Below are 15,788 nucleotides of genomic sequence, written 5' to 3' on the forward strand. Positions count from 1 at the left end.
CGACCCCATGAGCGACACGCCCAGAACGCCCCGCGGCCCTTCCCCGGCAGGAGGCGCCGGGAAGGCAGGCAAGGCCGGCGGCGCCGATCCCTCGGCAAAGGACACCGCCTTGCAGGCTGGGCCGGCGGGCTCCGCCGCGGAGCCGGCGGCCATGGGGGCGGAAGCGGCTTCCTCCGGGACCGGCGGGGCGGCATCCGGCGCTGCCGCAGCGGCCGCCGGGCCGGGCGCGACGGGTACAGCCGCTGGCGCATCCCCGGGTGCCGCGCCGCGCTCCACCCTCGACGCGTCGGCGGCTCCGCCGCCGCCCGCAGGCCTGAACAAGCGGGCGAGACGCTTCGAGCCGGCCGTCCTGCCCATCGCGGCGGCTTCAGTCGTGCTGGTCGGTGCGGTTGCCTTCCTTCTCTCCAGCCCGCGCGAGCAACGCTCGGGTCCGGCGGCGGCCCAGCAGGCGGAGGCGGCGCGGATGGCCTCCATTGATTCCCGTCTTTCGGCGCTGGAGGCGCGCCCTTCAGCCGCGGGGCTGGCGGAGCGGATCGGTGCGGTTGAAGCCGCGACGCGTGACCTGGCCGCCCGGCCGGTGGTCGATCCCGAGGCGCGTTCCGGCATCACCAATCTGACCGGCGCGCTGGAGGCCAGCCGCACAGCCTCCGCCGAGGCGCAGCGCCAGCTGACGGAGCGGGTGACCACGCTGGAGACGCGGGTGCAGGAGGAGAGCCGCCGCTCCGAGGCCCGCATCGCCCAGGCTGAGGCGACCCTGGCCAATCGCCTGACCGGCGCGGAGCAGGCGCTGGCCGCCCGCGTGACCGCGGCCGAGCAGGCCTTCGCCCCGCGCCTCGCGGCGCTGGACGCGGCGCTGAATCAGCGGGTGGAGGCAGCCGGGCAGGCGATGAACCAGCGGCTGGACACCGCCGGGAAGGCCCTGGACGAGCGGCTTTCCCGCACCGAGGCGCAAATGAACGAGCGCATCGGGCAGCAGGAGGCCCAGCTGGCCCAGCGTGTGCAGCAGTTCGAGCAGCGTCTGGCTCAGGCCGAGGCCGCCGAGCGGCGCCTGAGCGCCTTGGCCGCGCGTGGCAACATCCAGAACGCGCTTGAGGCCGGCCGGCCGCTTGGCGCGGCTTTGGCCGGCCTGACCGGCACGCCGCCGGTGGCCCTGGCCCGCTACCGCGAGGCCGCCCCGCCGACCGAGGCGGCGCTGCGCCTTTCCTTCGAGGACGCGGCCCGTACCGCGCGGCTCGCGGCCGAGCCGCAGGGCCAGTCGGTGGGCGATACGGCGCTCGCCCGGCTCCAGGGCCTCGTGACCGTGCGCCGTGGCGACCAGGTGGTGGTCGGCGATGCCGTCTCCGGCGAGTTGGAGCGCGCGCGGCGGTCGCTGGATGCGGGCGACCTCGAGGGCGCCGTGGAGCGACTGGAGAAGCTGCCGCCGCCCTCCCGCAACGCCATGGCCGGCTGGATCGGGCAGGCGCGCGACCTTGTCGAGGCGCGCAACGCGCTGCGTGACCTTGGCGCGGGGAGCAACTGATGCTCCGCGCGATTTGGCTTCTGATCCTTCTGGCCCTGGGCGTCTGGGCCGCGCTCTTCCTCCGCCAGATGGGCGGGAATGTGGAGATCACGGTCGGCAACACCTTTATCGGCGTGCCCGTCTGGCTCGGGCTGCTGGCGCTGGTGGTGGGCTTCGTGGTGCTGCACGGGCTGCTTTCCGGCTGGAAGTCGCTGCGCAACTGGCCAGCGCGAATTCGCGCCCGCCGGGCGGAGCGCCACCGGCGTGACGGCGATGCCGCCGTGACCCGCGCCCTGGTAGCCCTGGCGGCCGGCACGCCGGACCAGGCGCGGCTGGAGATCCGGCGCGCCCGTGGATATCTGGGTGACACGCCGCATACCTTGCTGCTGACCGCTGAGGCCGAGCGCATGGCTGGCCGCAACGATGCCGCCAATCAGGCCTTCCGCCAGCTGGCGCAGCGGGAGGACGGCAAGTTCCTGGGGCTGCGTGGGCTGCTGCGTGACGCCATGCAGCGCGAGGACTGGCCCGCCGCCCAGCGCCTGGCGCGCGAGGCAGAGGCGGTTCAGCCCGGTGCCGCCTGGGTGCGGGAGGAGCGCGCGGCGCTGGCCTTCCGGACCCGGGACTGGAAGGAGGCTCTCGCGCTCTCTCCGCCGGACCAGCTGACCGGGCACCGCCGTGCCGCGCTGGCCCTGGCGGCGGCCATGCAGGATCCCGAGACGGCGTCGTATCTGGAGAAGCAGGCCCTGGCCGCTGACCCGAGCTTCGCCCCGGCCGCGCTGGCCGTGGCGAGGCGGCAGGCGGCGGAGGGCAGCCCGCGCCGGGCCAAGGCCACGCTGCAGGCCGCCTGGGCTGCCGCGCCGCATCCCGATCTGGCTGAGGCCTATCTCAAGGATGAGCCGGACGCGCTGGCCCGGGTAAAGGCTGCCGAGGCGCTGACCCATGAGAACCGCACCCATCCCGAAAGCCGGCTGGTGCTCGGCCGGACGGCGCTGGAAGCGGGGCTGACGGGACGGGCGCGGGCGGAGCTTGAGGCTTTGATCAATTCTGGGCAGGCCGACCGCCGCGCCTATCTGGCCATGGTGGACATGGATCAGGTGGAGCTGGGCGAGAGCGCGGCCGGCCGGAATGCCGAGGCGAAGTGGCTGCGCGCCGCCGCCGAGGCTCCGCCGGAGCCGCGCTGGCAGTGCCTAGCCTGCGGAACGGCCCACCGGAAATGGGAGCCGGTGTGCGAGGCCTGCGAGACGCCGGGGCGGGTGGAGTGGACCGGGGCCGTCCAGAAGACTGGGGCGGTCGCAACGACTTGAACTGAGGTTGCGGAGCGGCGCGGGGGCGGCTAGAAGGCGGCCCACCGCGTCGCGCCGGTTTTGTCCGGTGCGCGAGACTGGGCCGGGTTAGCACAGCGGTAGTGCAATCGATTCGTAATCGATAGGTCGCGAGTTCGATTCTCGCACCCGGCACCATTCCCCGATCATATCAGCCTTTGCGGTTTGCTGGCGCCTTCCGTCTCGCGGCGCCGCCCTGCATCACCGATTGACAGGCTTGCCCGTTGGGCCGCCGGGCTTGGCGCTGTTTTGGCGTCTGGCTGCCATCTGGCGGCGGATACTTTCAGCAAGGGCGCGCATACGCCCCAACATGCTCCGGCCGCCTCCATCCGCGGGAGGACGTCCCTTGGGAAGGTGACTGCCGCCGCTGTTGTCGGACTGCTGTGTCATGGCAGACCTCCGGTATTCCCGATGAACAACGTTTCCGGGCATGGCGGGCTGCTGTGGAAGACGAGTGAGGCCACAAAAGGCGGAAGCCTAGGGAAAGAACAGCCGATCCCGGCGCGGTCCCTCTATCCCGGCCGCCCCATGCGGGCCGCATCCTTCCTCAACCGCTCTGCCCTTGCGCGGGCCATGCCAACAAGAATGGCGTCCGCGTAGCTACGGCTGACGCTGTCAGCACTGTCATCGGAGGGGCCGTCGAGAGCAAAAGCGCTTGTCGATGGCGCCTGAGAGCAGGCCGCGAGGCAAAGCAGGGACAGAACTGCCGAAAAGGTGGCCAGGAAACGCATCATGCAAGCCTCTTGTCTCGCCCGGCACTCCGGGCGGTGGCTCAGCTTCGGCAATACGCTTCCGGAAGTCACGATCTTTGCCGCCTTGAGATGCGGCGGCATGACCAGGAAAAGTTTTGATGACCCTGGCAGGCGGAGAGTGGCGCCCGCGGCCGTGTCGTATAGGGGAGTGGCCCCTAGGGGACAGGCTTTCGGGGCACGCCTCCATGCCCACCGCGGCGACATCGCGCAGGCTCCGGCCGACGCCTCCTATGTCCAGCTTCCGTCCCGGGTGGTCGGGAGCAGGACCGGACGGAGGGCCGTTGGTGCCTGCGGATAAACTAAGCTAACACATTTCCGTGATCAACTATCTTTTGATTGCAGCCTATCGATTTTACCAGGGCTGACCGCGGCGATGCCGCCCAGGATCGTGGCAATGGCTGGCTCGGCCTCGTCGCCCGGTCCGGGTTGGCCGGTGAAGTGGGCCAGGACCCGGCGCGCCACCGCATGCAGATTCACCGCCGTGCTGCTTGGTGGTGGAGGTGGAAGATGATCCACCAGCAAGGCTTGCTGCACTTGCTCGGCCTGAAGCTCGCCGCGCTTGATGCCGGCCCGGAGCATCGCCACGGCGGCCGCCTGCGGGCCCTGGTAGTTCTTGAGCCCTCGCCGGATTGCGCGGAGGGGCTGGATCACCTCCGCCCGGAAGGGGGCCACTGCGGTGTCGAGCGTCGCCAGGGTGGCTCCGTCCAACTCCTGCCCGCGCCGCGCGGCCGCAAAGAGCGCTACTAGGAGCAGGTTCACGTCCAGGCCGTACCGGTCCTGTAGCGAGAGGCAGGCCTCGGCCACGCCAGGCGCATTGTAGAGGGCGAGCGCGAAGCTCCAGTGTTCGCCCTCCAGTGAGGCTTCGCTCACGCCTGCATACTCCATTTTGCCTGTCGTGATTCGTCGCCAGCGGATCGGCAGGATCCTTCACTGGCCGAACTCATCCGGCTCCGGAAGAGCCTGGTCGTCATGCAGCCGTCGGAGTGGATGAGCCGTGCCGGCGGAAGGAGGCCAGGGAACCTGACCAACCCGCGCCTCATGTCAGGCGCGGCGCGCGGCCGAAGGCTAGTCGGAGGGCAACGTCCCTTCATGCAGCGGGGCGCCACGCCACGCGTGGCGCCCAGGATAGGGTCAGCCCTGCAACTCGCGCCGCACAATGGCGGCGCCCTCCGCCATCGCCTTCAGCTTCGCGAAGGCGCGGGGGCGGGGCAGGTATTTCATGCCGCAATCGGGGGCGACGACCAGGCGCTCGGGTGGCAGCTTCTTCAGCCCCGCGCGGATGCGGTCGGCCACGATCTCCGGCGTCTCCACCTCGGCGCTGCCCAGATCGATAACACCGAGCATGATGGTCTTGCCCGGCAGCGCGTCCAGGACGGAGAGGTCAAGCTTCGGCTGCGCCGCCTCGATGGAGATCTGCGCCGCTGCGCAGTCAGCGAGCTGCGGCAGGAAGGAGTAGCCGGACGGCTTGTCCTTCACGACGGCCGCGTAGCCGAAGCAGAGATGGACGATGGTCTCGCCCTCCAGCCCTTCCAGGGCACGGTTGAGAGCCTTGACGCCGAAGCGGGCGGCGGCCTCGGGGCGGGCCTGCATCCAGGGCTCGTCGAACTGGATGATGTCGATACCGGCCTTCTTGAGGTCCTTCGCCTCCTCGTTCACCGCGGCGGCGTAGTCCATCGCCATGGCTTCCTCGTCCTTGTAGTACTCGTCCGAGGCCTGCTGGGAGAGGGTGAAGGGGCCGGGCAGGGTGATCTTGGTGCGACGGTCGGTATTGGCGACGAGGAACTCGACGTCGCGCACTTCCACCGGGCGGTTGCGGCGGATCTTGCCGATCACGCGCGGCACCAGCGTTTCCTTGCCGGCGCGGCCCATGGTGCGGGCGGGATTGTCCACATCCACGCCGTCGAGCGCGAGGGCGAAGCGGTTGGAGTAGCTTTCGCGGCGGATCTCGCCATCGGTGACGATATCAATGCCGGCGCGCTCCATGTCGCGGATAGCGACCAAGGTGGCGTCATCCTGCGCCTGTTCCAGCGCATCGTCCGCCACGCGCCACATCTGCTTCATGCGCACGCGGGGCACGAGGTTCTGGGCCAGCACGTTGCGGTCAACGAGCCAGTCCGGCTGCGGATAGCTGCCAACGACGGTGGTGGGCAGAAGGGTATTGGTCACGGGTTTCTCCGGATTGGCTCTGGACGCGCCTTGGCGCGTCCTACTTCTTCGGCAGGGCGGTCGGCTGATAGGCGAGCAGACGCCAGACTCCGCCCTCGCAGGCCCAGACGGCGCAGGTCATGGCGCCGATGGTCTTTTCCTCGCCGTGGCGGATGATCTTCGCGCCCATGGTGCCCAGCGCCACGGCGCCGTGGTCGCCGGCTTCCAGCACGGACTTTGTCTCGAACCAGACATCGAGATAGCGCAGCGTGCCGTTCGACAGTGTCTCGAGATAGCTCGCCTTGCTGTCCTGCGTGGCGTCGGAATGCGAATAGACCAGCCGTTCCGAAAGCAGCCCGGCCAGGGCGCTCACATTGCCCGTCTTCATCGCGGTGTAGCGACGGGCCTCCAGCGCCCGGATTTCGTCCTGCATGCGTATTTCCTACTTTGGATTCGGCGCCAGCAGCCGTTCGGGCCAGGTGGCGACGCGAAAGAAGTCCAGACCCCCTTCGCCCGATGCCTGATACGCGGCCGCAAACTGGCGTGCCAGGGCGGAGAGCAGCATGGGCACACCCTCCCGCTGGCCCACGGCGAGTGCAAGGTCCAGGTCCTTGGCAACCAGATCCACATCAGCGGCCGGGGTCCAGTCCCGCGCCTTCAGCATATCGGTCTTGTAGGCGAGAAGGGGAGAACCGACGACGCTGCTGCCCAGGGCATCGATCATCTGGTCCCAGTCCAGGCCCAGGCGGCCGCCGAAGGCCAGCGCCTCGCCGATTACCGCGGGGGTGAGGGCGACGACCATGTTGACCATCAGCTTGACCGCCCGTGCCTCCTCGGAGGCACCGCAGCGCAGCGTTTCCTTGCCCAACACGCCAAGCAGGGGCGCGCAGCGGTCCAGCGCCGCATCCGGGCCGGAGGCGAAGATGGTCAACGCGCCGGCGGCGGCGGTGCTGGTGCTGCCGGAAACCGGGCAGCGCAGGTAATCGGCGCCGCGCGACGCCATTGCTTCGGCCACCTGGGCGGAGGTGGCCGGAGAGACGGTGCTCAGGTCGATGAAAATCTGGCCGGGGTGGATTTCCTCGGCCGCGCCGCCGGGCCCGGTGGTGACCGCCAACAAGGCCGCGTCATTCGGCACCATGGACAGGATGATGTCCGCCTCCTCCGCCAGTGCGGCGGCGGTGGCGGCGGGGCGGGCGCCCTCGGCGGCAAGATGGGCCACGCGGGCCGGGTCAGTATCCGTCACCCAGAGAGTTACGCCAGCATCCAGTAGGCGCCGGCAGAGCGGCGTGCCCATACGGCCGACGCCGATCCAGCCGAGCTTCCAGCCTTGCAGAGCCGCCATGGTCGGAGTCCTCTTTCTCTCACAAACCAAGATAGAATTTGCGGACCAACTCGCTGTCGCCGAGGGCGGCGGGGGAGTCACCCTGGAATTCCACGCGGCCATGGACCAGCACATAGCCGCGGTCAGCGATCCGGATGGCCTGGTGGAAGTTCTGCTCCGCCATCAGCACGGTCAGGCCCAGCTTCTCCTTCAGTTCCGCAATCTTCTCCACCGTGCGGGCCACGAGGATGGGGGCGAGGCCGACCGAAGGCTCATCCACGAGCAGGATCTTCGGGGCACACATCACGGCACGGCCCAGGGCGACCATTTGTTGCTCGCCGCCGCTCATGCTGCCCACCGGCTGGGAGCGACGCTCTTTCAGGCGCGGGAAGGCGTCGTAGCAGAATTCAAGGTTGCGCGGGATCGCGGGACGGGCGGAGCGGCGGTAGGCGCCGAGGAGGAGGTTTTCCTCAACCGACAGGCGGGGAAAGAGGCGGCGGCCCTCCGGCACGATGGCGATGCCGAGATCGACAATCTCCTCCGGGGTGCGGCCGATGAGTTCGGTGGTGGTGCCGTCGATGGTGGCGGCGATGCGGCCGCGCGTCGGCTTGATCAGGCCGAGGATGCATCGCATCAGCGTCGTCTTGCCGTTGCCGTTGGTGCCGAGCAGGGCGACGGTTTCGCCGGGCGCGACCTTGAGCGACACGCCATCCAGCGCGCGCACGGCGCCATAGCCGGCGTCGATGTTTTCGATCAGCAGGCTAGCGGCCAAGATAGGCCTCCTCGACCTCGGGCATGGAGAGGACGGCCTTCGGCTCGCCATCCGCCACCTTCTTTCCAGCCACCAGCACCGCAAGGCGCTGGGAGAATTCGGTAACGGCGCGCATCACATGCTCGATCATGATGATGGTTGTGCCGGCCGCGTTCAGGCGGAAGAGAAGGGCCAGGATCTGGTCGACCTCCGCATGGGAAAGGCCGGCCATGGCTTCGTCCGCGATCAGAAGCTCCGGCTTCAGGGCGGTGGCCCGGGCCAGTTCCAGGCGGCGCAGCTCCACCTGGGTCAGCTCCTTCGGCATCCGGTGTGCCTTGCCGGCGAGCTCCACGGATTCCAGGCATTCCATGGCCCGCTCGTCGGTCGCGGCGTCGCGGCCTGCATAGGCGAGGGGGACGCGGATATTCTCGATGACCGTCAGGCCCTTGAAGGGGCGCGGGAGCTGGAAGGTGCGGGCCAGGCCGCGCCGGGCGCGCTCATGCGACTTCAGCCCGGCCAGCTTCTCGCCCTTGAAGGTGAAGCCGCCATCATGGCTGGGGAAGGCGCCGGCGAGGCAGTTGGTGAAGGTGCTCTTGCCCGAGCCATTGGGGCCGATCAGGCCCAGACGTTCGCCGGCCCGCACCTCCAGATTCACGCCGGAAAGGGCGGTGAAGCCGCCGAAGCGCTTCCCCACGCCTTCGGCGCGCAGGACGATATCGCTCATCAGCGGCGCCCCCGGAACAGGCCGATGATCCCGTGCGGCGCACCGCAGACGAAGACTACCAGCACCACACCCACGATCAGGAGATTGGCGGCGGAGGAGATGGTCACCGTGGCCGCCTGCTGGAGGGAGGCGAGGAGGACCGCCCCGATCAGCGGGCCCGCCCAGCTCGACATGCCGCCGATCAGGGGCATGGCGATGGCATTCACGCCATAGGCCAAGCCGAAGGCGGAATTCGGTTCCACATAAGAGCCGAGATAGGGCAGGGGGGCGCCCGCCACGGCCATCAGCGCCCCACTGATGGTGGTGGCGATCAGCTTCAGCCGCAGCGTCGGCACGCCCGCCGCTTCGGCCGCCGCCTCGTCATCACGCAGGGCGGCGAGGCCGAGGCCGAGGCGGGATTTCTCGATGGTGCGGGCCAGGGCAACGGCGGCGGCGGCCAGCACCACCATCACGGCGCAGAGGAAGCCACTGTAGCTGTCGAAGGGCCAGGGCACCTCGCGCGGGCGGATGACATAGGCGCCGCGGGAGCCGCCGACATAATCCCAGTTCACCACGAGAGTCTGGAGGACGACGGAGAGGCAGAGGGTCGCGATGGCAAAATAGGCGCCACGCAGCCGCAAGGTGAGGATGCCCGTGCCGAGGCCCAAGGCACCGCCGATGACGGCGGCGAAGCCGATGCAGGGCAGCAGGCCAAGGCTGAGCGCCTTGCCGATCGCCACAGTGGTGTAGGCGCCGGTGGCGAAGAAGGCGGCGGCGCCGAAATTCACATAGCCGGCATAGCCGCCCAGGATGTTCCAGGCCGTGGCGAGCACGACGTATTGCAGCACGAAGGTGGCGGCGAAATAGGCGTATTCGCTGCCGAAGCCGCGCAGTGCGGCGATCACCAGCAGCGCGACCACGGCGGCAGCCAGCCAGAAGGTGGCATGGCCCATGCGGCGCTGGGTGGGCACCACGGGCATGGCGGGCAAGGTAGCGTCGCTCATGCGGTGCGCCCGAAAAAGCCCTGGGGCCGGAAGGCCAGCACCAGCAACAGGCAGCCGAAGGCCACGGCGGGGGACCAGGAGGGGCCGTAGAAAGTGGCGGTCACATTCTCCACCACCCCGAAGGCCAGCGCGGCCAGCACGCAGCCGCCGAGCGAGGAGAGGCCGCCCATGATGACCACGGCGAAGACGCGGCCGATGAAGACATGGCCGGACCAGGCATCCACGGGCTGCACCACCACCAGCGCGCCGCCGGCCAGTGCCGCCATGGCGATGGAAATACCAAAGGCCAGGCGCTTGATGCGCACGGGGTTGATGGCCAGCAGGCGCAGCGCCTCCCGGTCCTGCGCCACCGCCGCGATGGCGCGGCCGGTGAAGGTGCGGCGCAGGAAAAGCGCCAGCCCGCCGATGGCGGCGAAGGCAACAAGCGCGGGCACCAGCATGCGCAGCGGCAGGTCGATCTCGCCCAGGCGCCAGGTGGTGTTGGCGTAGGCGGCATCGGCGAAGTGCTGGTCGGGGCCGACGGTCAGGACCAGCCCGACCTCGATGATGAACATGATGCCGAAGAAGAAGGCGAGACCCTGGATGGCCTCGTCCCCGCGTCGTTCGAAGAAATGGTGATAGACGACGTAGAGCGCCGCCCCCAGCGCCCAGAAGGCGGGGGTCAGGAGGATCGAGAGCAGCAGCGGATCCAGGCCCGTCACCCCCCAGAGGAGGGCAACGAGCAGCGCACCCAGCACCATGAAGGCAGGGTGTGCGATATTGACCACGTCCAGCATCCCGAAGGAGACGGAGAGGCCGGCTGCCGCGGCAGCATAGAGACCGCCGAGCAGCAGGCCCGAGACGATCCCGTTCAGGAGGAGGGCGAGGTCGGGATCCATCAGGCACCCGCCGTGTAGGGCTTGCGGAGTTCGCCGGACTTGTACTTGGCAGGATACAGCACGACCTGCGTGCCGGCCTTCTTGAACTGGTCGATGCCGTTGCCCTGGACGCCCTGGTACTGGGTGTAGAGATTACGTTCCTCCACCCATTCGCCCATGGCATCGAACTTCAGCGGACCGATCACCGTGTCGAACTGATTGGCGTGCATGTCGGCCGCGAGCGCGGCCTGGTCGATCTTGCCGACACGTCGCACGGCCTGCTCCACGACCTGCATCTGGGCATAGGCCATTGGCGGCACGTAGTAGCCGAGCGCGTCCACATTCTCCTTCGCCGCCATGGGCTGGTAGCGCTCAATCAGGGACTGGGTGCCGGGGAATTGCAGGGTCGGCTCGGGTGCGTAGACATCCCAGACCACCAGATTGTTCAGGATGGGGCCGAGCTGGAGCTTCTGGGCGGTGATGTGCGGGCCGATCATGGGGCCGCCCATCATCTGGAAATTCACGCGTAACTCGCTGGCTGCGCGCAGGAGCCCGGCCGTGTCGGGCGGGTAGGAGCCGATGAAGACGATGTCTGGCCGCGCCGCCTGCACCGCACGGATGATCGGCGTGAAATCCACCGTGCTTGGCGGGTAGGCACGGTCATAGACGATGCGCAGCCGGTTCTCGCGCGCGAGATAGCGGGCGCTTTCGGCTGTGCGCTGGTGGAAGTCGCTGTCCAGGTTCACCAGGGCAATGCTGCGGGGCTTCGGGTCCATCGCCATCGCGATTTCCATGAAGCCCTTGGCGAAGGTTTCCTTCACCTGGCTGCCCGTGCAGTTGATGGAGAAGTAGCGGTCGTATTTGAAGTCCGTGTTCACACCGGTGCCGAAGAGCGACACGAAGGTCATGTTCCGCTGCATCACGATCGGCATGGCCGGTGCGATGATGGCCGTGGCATAGCCGGAGACGACGAGATCAACCTTATCCACGTCGATCAGCTTGGTGTAGATGCCCGGCACCTGCGCGCCGGTGCTCTGGTCGTCGTAATAGACCAGTTCCACCGGGCGGCCGAGGAGGCCGCCCTTGGAATTCACGTCCTCGGCCCAGATGCGGTGGGCAAGCAGGGCCGGGCGGCCGTTGCCGGCCAGCCCGCCCGAGAGCGACATGGAATAGCCGATCCGGATGGGCGGGCCGGACGGGGATGTTTGGGAACGCGCGGTGGCCGGCACGGTCGCGGCCGCCGCCAGGGCAAGGCGACCGAGGTCGCGCCTGCTGATACCTTCCATGAACCTTCTCCTCCTTCGGCCCGGATTTTTTGCCCGTGGCCGGTCCTGCGTCGTCTTGGGGCGGCGCTATTCCGCCGCGATCTTCGATGGGTCGGCGCCCACGCGGCCGCCTTTGTCGTGGGCGGCGCGGCGCGCGATCTGGAAGTCGTAACGCACGCTCGGGATCGACGGATCCGGCGCGCCTTCCACGCCGGTCTGCGGGCGCACGATCAGGGATTCAGAGACGCCGAACACCGTGTCGGAATCGATGTGCTTGTCGTCACCGAGATAAAGGGCGGTCACCAGTTCCCGATAGCCTTCGGCCCCGATCAGCATATGAATATGGGCCGGGCGCATGCCGTGGCGGTTCTGATTGCGAATCAAGTCGCCCACCGGCCCATCCATCGGGATGGAATAGCCCAGCGGAATCAGGGTGCGGATCGCGTAGCGGCCTTGCTCATCCGTACGGAACTGGCCGCGCATATCCATCACATCGGGGGAATTCGCCTGCAGGTCGTAGGCGCCGTCGGCGTCGGTGGACCAGATCTCGACGGAGGCATTGGGCACGCCCTCGCCCTTCTCGTTGATGACGCGGCCGAAGAGCATCATCTCCGGGCCCTTGGCGTGGATGGCGATGCTCTCGCCATAGCCGAACTGGGGGGCGGCTTCGCGGTAGAAGGGGCCGAGCAGGCTCGTCTCGGTCGCCTCGCCTACGCGGTTGGCCTTATCGTCCATCAGGTTCACGAGGCGCGACAGGCCCAGCGTGTCCGAGAGCAGGATGAATTCCTGCCGGTAGGGCGTGCAGGTCTGGCCGACCTTGGTGAGAAAGCCGATGGCGTTCAGCCATTCCGCCGGGGTCAGTCGCACGTCCCGCGCGAAGGCGTGCAGATGCCGCACGAGGCTTTCCATCACCTCCCGCATGCGCGGGTCGGAAGTGGAGGCCATCTGCTCAATGACGGCATCCGTGACAGTGTTCTCGTTCAGGTCAGCCATTCTCGTCCTCCTCCATTCCCGGGCGGGTGTGTGCCCTCCTCGGTTACGATCCTACCCGGCAGTCTGTCCCTCAGAGCTCTTCCCGTTCCGTCGGGGGCACTTCGAATACACCAAGCTGTTGCTTGGAGGGCAGCTTCGCGCTTCCGGACGATGCCGCGCCAGGGGGATCTGCTTCAGTCCGGCTTGATGTTGGCAGCAGCGATCACGGGGCGCCACTTCGCAATTTCTGCCCGGGTCATCTCGGCCAGCTTTTCCGGCGAGCCGCCGGTCGGCTCCACGCCTTGGGCGTGGAGATTGGCAAGCGAGGCGGGATCAGCCAGCAGGGCGTTGGTGGCCCTGTTCAGTCGCATTACGACCTCCGCCGGTAGGCCGGCCGGGCCGTAGAGGTTCCAGAGCCCTTCCACCACGAAGTCGGGGATGCCGGCCTCCTGGATGGTCGGGGTATTCGGCAGGATGGTGACACGCTTGGCGGAGGTGACGGCCAGGGCCTTCAGCGTGCCGGCATCCAGATGCGGCTTGAGGCCGAGCGGGTGGTAGAACATCGCGTCCACCCGCCCGGCGATAAGGTCGGTCACGCCCTGGCCGGCATTGCGATAGGGCACGTGCTCGGTCTGCAGCCCCGTGCGGAGGTTCAGCAGCGCCTGGGAGAGATGGCCCGTGGTCCCGTTGCCGGCGGAGGCGAAGCTGAGGGTCTTCCGCCGCCCCAGCGCCACCAGTTCCGTCACCGAGGAAACCCCAAGCGAGGTCGGGACACCAAGAACGGTGGGGGTCGTGACGAAGGGGGCGATGGGGGTGAAGTCCTTCACCGGGTCGAAGCCCAGCTCGGTGAAGAGGCTGGGATTGATGCCATGTGTCCCGTTGGTGCCGAGCAGGAGGGTGTAGCCGTCCCCCGGGGAGCGCGCGACGGCCTGCGCGCCGACATTGCCGCCGGCGCCGGCACGGTTATCGACCACGACGGGCTGTCCGGCTTCCTTCGCAAGACCCTCGGCCAGGATGCGGCCGAGGATGTCGGTGGTGGTGCCAGCGGCAAAGGGCACGATCAGCCGGATGGGCCTGCTCGGCCATGCGCCTTGCGCGAGGGCCGGGCGGGCCAGGATGGATGCGGCGGCGAGGCTGCCCAGGAGGGCGCGGCGTGTCGGAGGAATCATGCTTCGGCTTCCGCCCTGTGGGTTTTGTTTTTGTCGATTACATAATCCGCGATCGGACCTGTGGGCTGGCCGCGGCGCAGGGGAATGCAGGACTCCGGGAAGTCCTGGGTAAAGCGGGCGCCCTGATCGGCGAGGCGGCCCAGGAAGCGGTCCAGATGGCGCATGGCGCCGTTCGGCAGATCGTGCAGCACCAGCGCTACCGGATCAGGGCCGGCGCACATGGCCAGGGCACGGTCCACCCAGCCTTCCGGGTCGCGGAAATCGCCGGGCACGGCGCTCCACAGAACGCAGGTGAAGCGGCCGCGCACCAAATAATCCAGCGCCGCGCGGCTGAGCAGGTGGCGGCCCAGCGCGCCGCCGCCACCCTGCGGGCGGAACAGGCGGTCGGGGTGGGACAGCTCGCCGATCAGGTCCTGGGTGCGGCCGATCTCGGCCTCCGCGATGGCGGAATCGTCTGGCGCATTGCCGAGTGGGCCGCCATGGCTCCAGGTGTGATTGCCGATCCAATGGCCCTCGGCATCGGCACGTTCCGCCAGGGCGCGATGGGCGGCCAGCTTGTGGCCCAGCACGAAGAAGGTAGCGGATAGGCCACGCGCGCGCAGCACGTCGAGAACGCCCGGCGTCACCTCCGGCTCGGGGCCGTTATCGAAGGACAGGGTGACGCGGGGCGCCGCGGTCATGGCGATCTGGCGCTCGGGACATAGCCGATCGCCTCAACTTCCAGCGCACAATCCATCGGCGTGCGCCCGGCCTGCATGCGCGTGCGCGCGGGCAGGGCCTCCTGGGAGGAGAAGTAGCGGCGGTAGATGCGGTCGAAGGCTTCCTGCTGGGTTTGGTCCTTCAGCCAGACGATCACCTTCAGCAGGCAGTCCATGTTAGACCCCGCGGCTTCCACAAGCCGCTTCATGTGGTCCATCACGATCTCGACCTGCCGCTCGAAGGGAATGTCCGGCATGGGGGGCACGGGGCGTCCCTCCGCACGCGCGGCGCGGAGTTGGGCGCAGTATTCCTCCTCGAAGGGCGGGAGGCCCGAGATGAAGATCAGGTCTCCCCGCTTCACGCAGAGGTTGAAGGGGCCGCCCGTCTCCGGGACATCGGCGCGGACGACCTCCTTCTCCATCAGGCCTCGTCCTCGACCGTGTTGACCAGGGTGCCGATACCCTCGATCTCGATCTCGATCGTGTCGCCGGGCTTCATGAAGACGGGCGGCTTGCGGGGATAGCCGACGCCGCTCGGCGTGCCGGTCGCGATGATGTCGCCGGGCTCCAGCGTCATCACTTCGGAAAGGATCGTCAGGATGCGCGGCACGGAGAAAATCATGTCGGACGTATGGCTGTCCTGCATGGTCTGTCCGTTGACGCGGGAGGTGATGCGCAGCGCGTTCGGACCCTGCGGAATTTCGTCCGGCGTCACGATCTCGGGCCCCAGCCCGCCGGTGCGGTCGAAGTTCTTGCCCATGGTCCACTGAGCCGATTTGCGCTGGTAGTCGCGCATCGAGCCCTCGTTCATGCAGGTGTAGCCCGCAACGCAGGAGAGGGCGTTCTCCTCCGTCAGGTGCTTCGCGGTCTTGCCGATGACGATGACCAGCTCCGCCTCATAGTCGAACTTGTCCGAGACCTTCGGGCGCAGCAGCGGCTCGCCATGCGCGGCGAGGGAGGTGGCGCCGCGGAAGAAGACCGCGGGGTAGTCGGGGATCGGGTTGTTCCCTTCCTTCGCGTGCTCCACGTAGTTCAGGCCGATGCAGATGATCTTCCCGGGGCGCGGCACCACGGGCAGGCGCTTAAGCCCTTTGAGCGGCGTGCGGGGTGCGCCCTCCAGCTTGGCAGCCAGCGCGGTGGCTGAACCGGGCAGGTCGAGCGCGGCCAGGGCGGCGACGGGATCGGCGGGCAGGCCGGGCACCACATCGGCCAAGGCCACAACATCCTCGCCCACCCGGGCACCAAGGGCCGCACGGCCCTCTTTCTGAAACGCAATCAGACGCACAGGCAGCTTCCTCCTGGATCGGCGATGCAGATTTTGTCGAAATTCC

The 15,788-nt window shown here is 68.4% G+C and carries 16 protein-coding genes and 1 tRNA gene; 3 read left to right on the forward strand and 14 right to left on the reverse strand.

Annotated features, from left to right (window positions below; all coding sequences use genetic code 11):
• Window positions 1-7 precede the first annotated feature (7 nt).
• From ACO1BU_RS18230 to ACO1BU_RS18240, 3 genes are all read left to right on the forward strand, one after another.
• Window positions 8-1,519: a COG4223 family protein gene (locus tag ACO1BU_RS18230; protein ID WP_424137395.1), complete on the forward strand. Its 1,512-nt coding sequence runs from the start codon at window positions 8-10 to the stop codon at window positions 1,517-1,519.
• On the forward strand, window positions 1,519-2,802 hold the full coding sequence (locus tag ACO1BU_RS18235; RefSeq protein ID WP_424137396.1) for a heme biosynthesis HemY N-terminal domain-containing protein: 1,284 nt from the start codon (window positions 1,519-1,521) through the stop codon (window positions 2,800-2,802). The genes ACO1BU_RS18230 and ACO1BU_RS18235 overlap by 1 nt, the downstream gene beginning before the upstream one ends.
• Window positions 2,803-2,883: 81 nt before the next feature.
• A tRNA-Thr gene (locus ACO1BU_RS18240) sits at window positions 2,884-2,958 on the forward strand.
• Between the two features lie 935 nt (window positions 2,959-3,893).
• On the opposite strand, the gene ACO1BU_RS18245 is transcribed toward ACO1BU_RS18240, so the two are convergent.
• The 14 genes from ACO1BU_RS18245 to ACO1BU_RS18310 all read right to left on the reverse strand — a co-directional run bounded on the left by ACO1BU_RS18245 (window position 3,894) and on the right by ACO1BU_RS18310 (window position 15,742).
• Complete coding sequence (locus tag ACO1BU_RS18245; RefSeq protein ID WP_424137397.1) at window positions 3,894-4,442, reverse strand: TIGR02444 family protein; 549 nt, start codon at window positions 4,440-4,442, stop codon at window positions 3,894-3,896.
• Between the two features lie 261 nt (window positions 4,443-4,703).
• Entirely contained in the window at window positions 4,704-5,738 is a 1,035-nt protein-coding gene (locus ACO1BU_RS18250) for a 5-methyltetrahydropteroyltriglutamate--homocysteine methyltransferase (RefSeq protein WP_424137398.1), read from the reverse strand.
• A 40-nt stretch (window positions 5,739-5,778) separates the two neighbouring features.
• Window positions 5,779-6,150 carry a nuclear transport factor 2 family protein gene (locus ACO1BU_RS18255; RefSeq protein ID WP_424137399.1) on the reverse strand — a complete coding sequence of 124 codons (372 nt, stop codon included), beginning with the start codon at window positions 6,148-6,150 and terminating at the stop codon, window positions 5,779-5,781.
• Between the two features lie 9 nt (window positions 6,151-6,159).
• Window positions 6,160-7,173, reverse strand: a complete 1,014-nt coding sequence (locus tag ACO1BU_RS18260; RefSeq protein WP_424137400.1) for an NAD(P)-dependent oxidoreductase — start codon at window positions 7,171-7,173, stop codon at window positions 6,160-6,162.
• On the reverse strand, window positions 7,079-7,810 hold the full coding sequence (locus ACO1BU_RS18265; RefSeq protein ID WP_424137401.1) for an ABC transporter ATP-binding protein: 732 nt from the start codon (window positions 7,808-7,810) through the stop codon (window positions 7,079-7,081). Before ACO1BU_RS18265 ends, ACO1BU_RS18260 begins: the two co-directional genes overlap by 95 nt.
• On the reverse strand, window positions 7,800-8,513 hold the full coding sequence (locus ACO1BU_RS18270) for an ABC transporter ATP-binding protein (protein WP_424137402.1): 714 nt from the start codon (window positions 8,511-8,513) through the stop codon (window positions 7,800-7,802). Before ACO1BU_RS18270 ends, ACO1BU_RS18265 begins: the two co-directional genes overlap by 11 nt.
• A complete protein-coding gene (locus ACO1BU_RS18275; protein WP_424137403.1) occupies window positions 8,513-9,496 on the reverse strand; it encodes a branched-chain amino acid ABC transporter permease in 984 nt (327 codons plus the stop codon). The genes ACO1BU_RS18270 and ACO1BU_RS18275 overlap by 1 nt, the downstream gene beginning before the upstream one ends.
• Window positions 9,493-10,374 (reverse strand): branched-chain amino acid ABC transporter permease, encoded by an 882-nt coding sequence (locus ACO1BU_RS18280; protein ID WP_424137404.1) that lies wholly within the window; start codon window positions 10,372-10,374, stop codon window positions 9,493-9,495. The genes ACO1BU_RS18275 and ACO1BU_RS18280 overlap by 4 nt, the downstream gene beginning before the upstream one ends.
• Complete coding sequence (locus ACO1BU_RS18285) at window positions 10,374-11,639, reverse strand: amino acid ABC transporter substrate-binding protein (protein WP_424137405.1); 1,266 nt, start codon at window positions 11,637-11,639, stop codon at window positions 10,374-10,376. Before ACO1BU_RS18285 ends, ACO1BU_RS18280 begins: the two co-directional genes overlap by 1 nt.
• A gap of 66 nt (window positions 11,640-11,705) precedes the next feature.
• Window positions 11,706-12,611, reverse strand: coding sequence for a dioxygenase family protein (locus ACO1BU_RS18290; protein ID WP_424137406.1), 906 nt, complete (start codon window positions 12,609-12,611; stop codon window positions 11,706-11,708).
• A 173-nt stretch (window positions 12,612-12,784) separates the two neighbouring features.
• Complete coding sequence (locus ACO1BU_RS18295; protein WP_424137407.1) at window positions 12,785-13,759, reverse strand: Bug family tripartite tricarboxylate transporter substrate binding protein; 975 nt, start codon at window positions 13,757-13,759, stop codon at window positions 12,785-12,787.
• Window positions 13,756-14,439 carry a polysaccharide deacetylase family protein gene (locus tag ACO1BU_RS18300; protein ID WP_424137408.1) on the reverse strand — a complete coding sequence of 228 codons (684 nt, stop codon included), beginning with the start codon at window positions 14,437-14,439 and terminating at the stop codon, window positions 13,756-13,758. Before ACO1BU_RS18300 ends, ACO1BU_RS18295 begins: the two co-directional genes overlap by 4 nt.
• Window positions 14,436-14,879 carry a RidA family protein gene (locus ACO1BU_RS18305; protein ID WP_424137409.1) on the reverse strand — a complete coding sequence of 148 codons (444 nt, stop codon included), beginning with the start codon at window positions 14,877-14,879 and terminating at the stop codon, window positions 14,436-14,438. Before ACO1BU_RS18305 ends, ACO1BU_RS18300 begins: the two co-directional genes overlap by 4 nt.
• Window positions 14,879-15,742: a fumarylacetoacetate hydrolase family protein gene (locus ACO1BU_RS18310; protein WP_424137410.1), complete on the reverse strand. Its 864-nt coding sequence runs from the start codon at window positions 15,740-15,742 to the stop codon at window positions 14,879-14,881. The genes ACO1BU_RS18305 and ACO1BU_RS18310 overlap by 1 nt, the downstream gene beginning before the upstream one ends.
• Window positions 15,743-15,788 lie beyond the last annotated feature (46 nt).

This window comes from Roseomonas chloroacetimidivorans, assembly GCF_049629625.1.
Lineage (GTDB): Bacteria > Pseudomonadota > Alphaproteobacteria > Acetobacterales > Acetobacteraceae > Roseomonas > Roseomonas chloroacetimidivorans.

What these genes read in the sequence shown, in the direction of transcription:
- ACO1BU_RS18285 (WP_424137405.1), bottom strand. Translation starts at nt 11,639, where the DNA reads ATGGAAGGTATCAGCAGGCGCGACCTCGGTCGCCTTGCCCTGGCGGCG.
- ACO1BU_RS18295 (WP_424137407.1), bottom strand. Translation starts at nt 13,759, where the DNA reads ATGATTCCTCCGACACGCCGCGCCCTCCTGGGCAGCCTCGCCGCCGCA.
- ACO1BU_RS18270 (WP_424137402.1), bottom strand. Translation starts at nt 8,513, where the DNA reads ATGAGCGATATCGTCCTGCGCGCCGAAGGCGTGGGGAAGCGCTTCGGC.
- ACO1BU_RS18305 (WP_424137409.1), bottom strand. Translation starts at nt 14,879, where the DNA reads ATGGAGAAGGAGGTCGTCCGCGCCGATGTCCCGGAGACGGGCGGCCCC.
- ACO1BU_RS18275 (WP_424137403.1), bottom strand. Translation starts at nt 9,496, where the DNA reads ATGAGCGACGCTACCTTGCCCGCCATGCCCGTGGTGCCCACCCAGCGC.
- ACO1BU_RS18300 (WP_424137408.1), bottom strand. Translation starts at nt 14,439, where the DNA reads ATGACCGCGGCGCCCCGCGTCACCCTGTCCTTCGATAACGGCCCCGAG.
- ACO1BU_RS18255 (WP_424137399.1), bottom strand. Translation starts at nt 6,150, where the DNA reads ATGCAGGACGAAATCCGGGCGCTGGAGGCCCGTCGCTACACCGCGATG.
- ACO1BU_RS18230 (WP_424137395.1), top strand. Translation starts at nt 8, where the DNA reads ATGAGCGACACGCCCAGAACGCCCCGCGGCCCTTCCCCGGCAGGAGGC.
- ACO1BU_RS18290 (WP_424137406.1), bottom strand. Translation starts at nt 12,611, where the DNA reads ATGGCTGACCTGAACGAGAACACTGTCACGGATGCCGTCATTGAGCAG.
- ACO1BU_RS18260 (WP_424137400.1), bottom strand. Translation starts at nt 7,173, where the DNA reads ATGTGCTGGTCCATGGCCGCGTGGAATTCCAGGGTGACTCCCCCGCCG.
- ACO1BU_RS18235 (WP_424137396.1), top strand. Translation starts at nt 1,519, where the DNA reads ATGCTCCGCGCGATTTGGCTTCTGATCCTTCTGGCCCTGGGCGTCTGG.
- ACO1BU_RS18280 (WP_424137404.1), bottom strand. Translation starts at nt 10,374, where the DNA reads ATGGATCCCGACCTCGCCCTCCTCCTGAACGGGATCGTCTCGGGCCTG.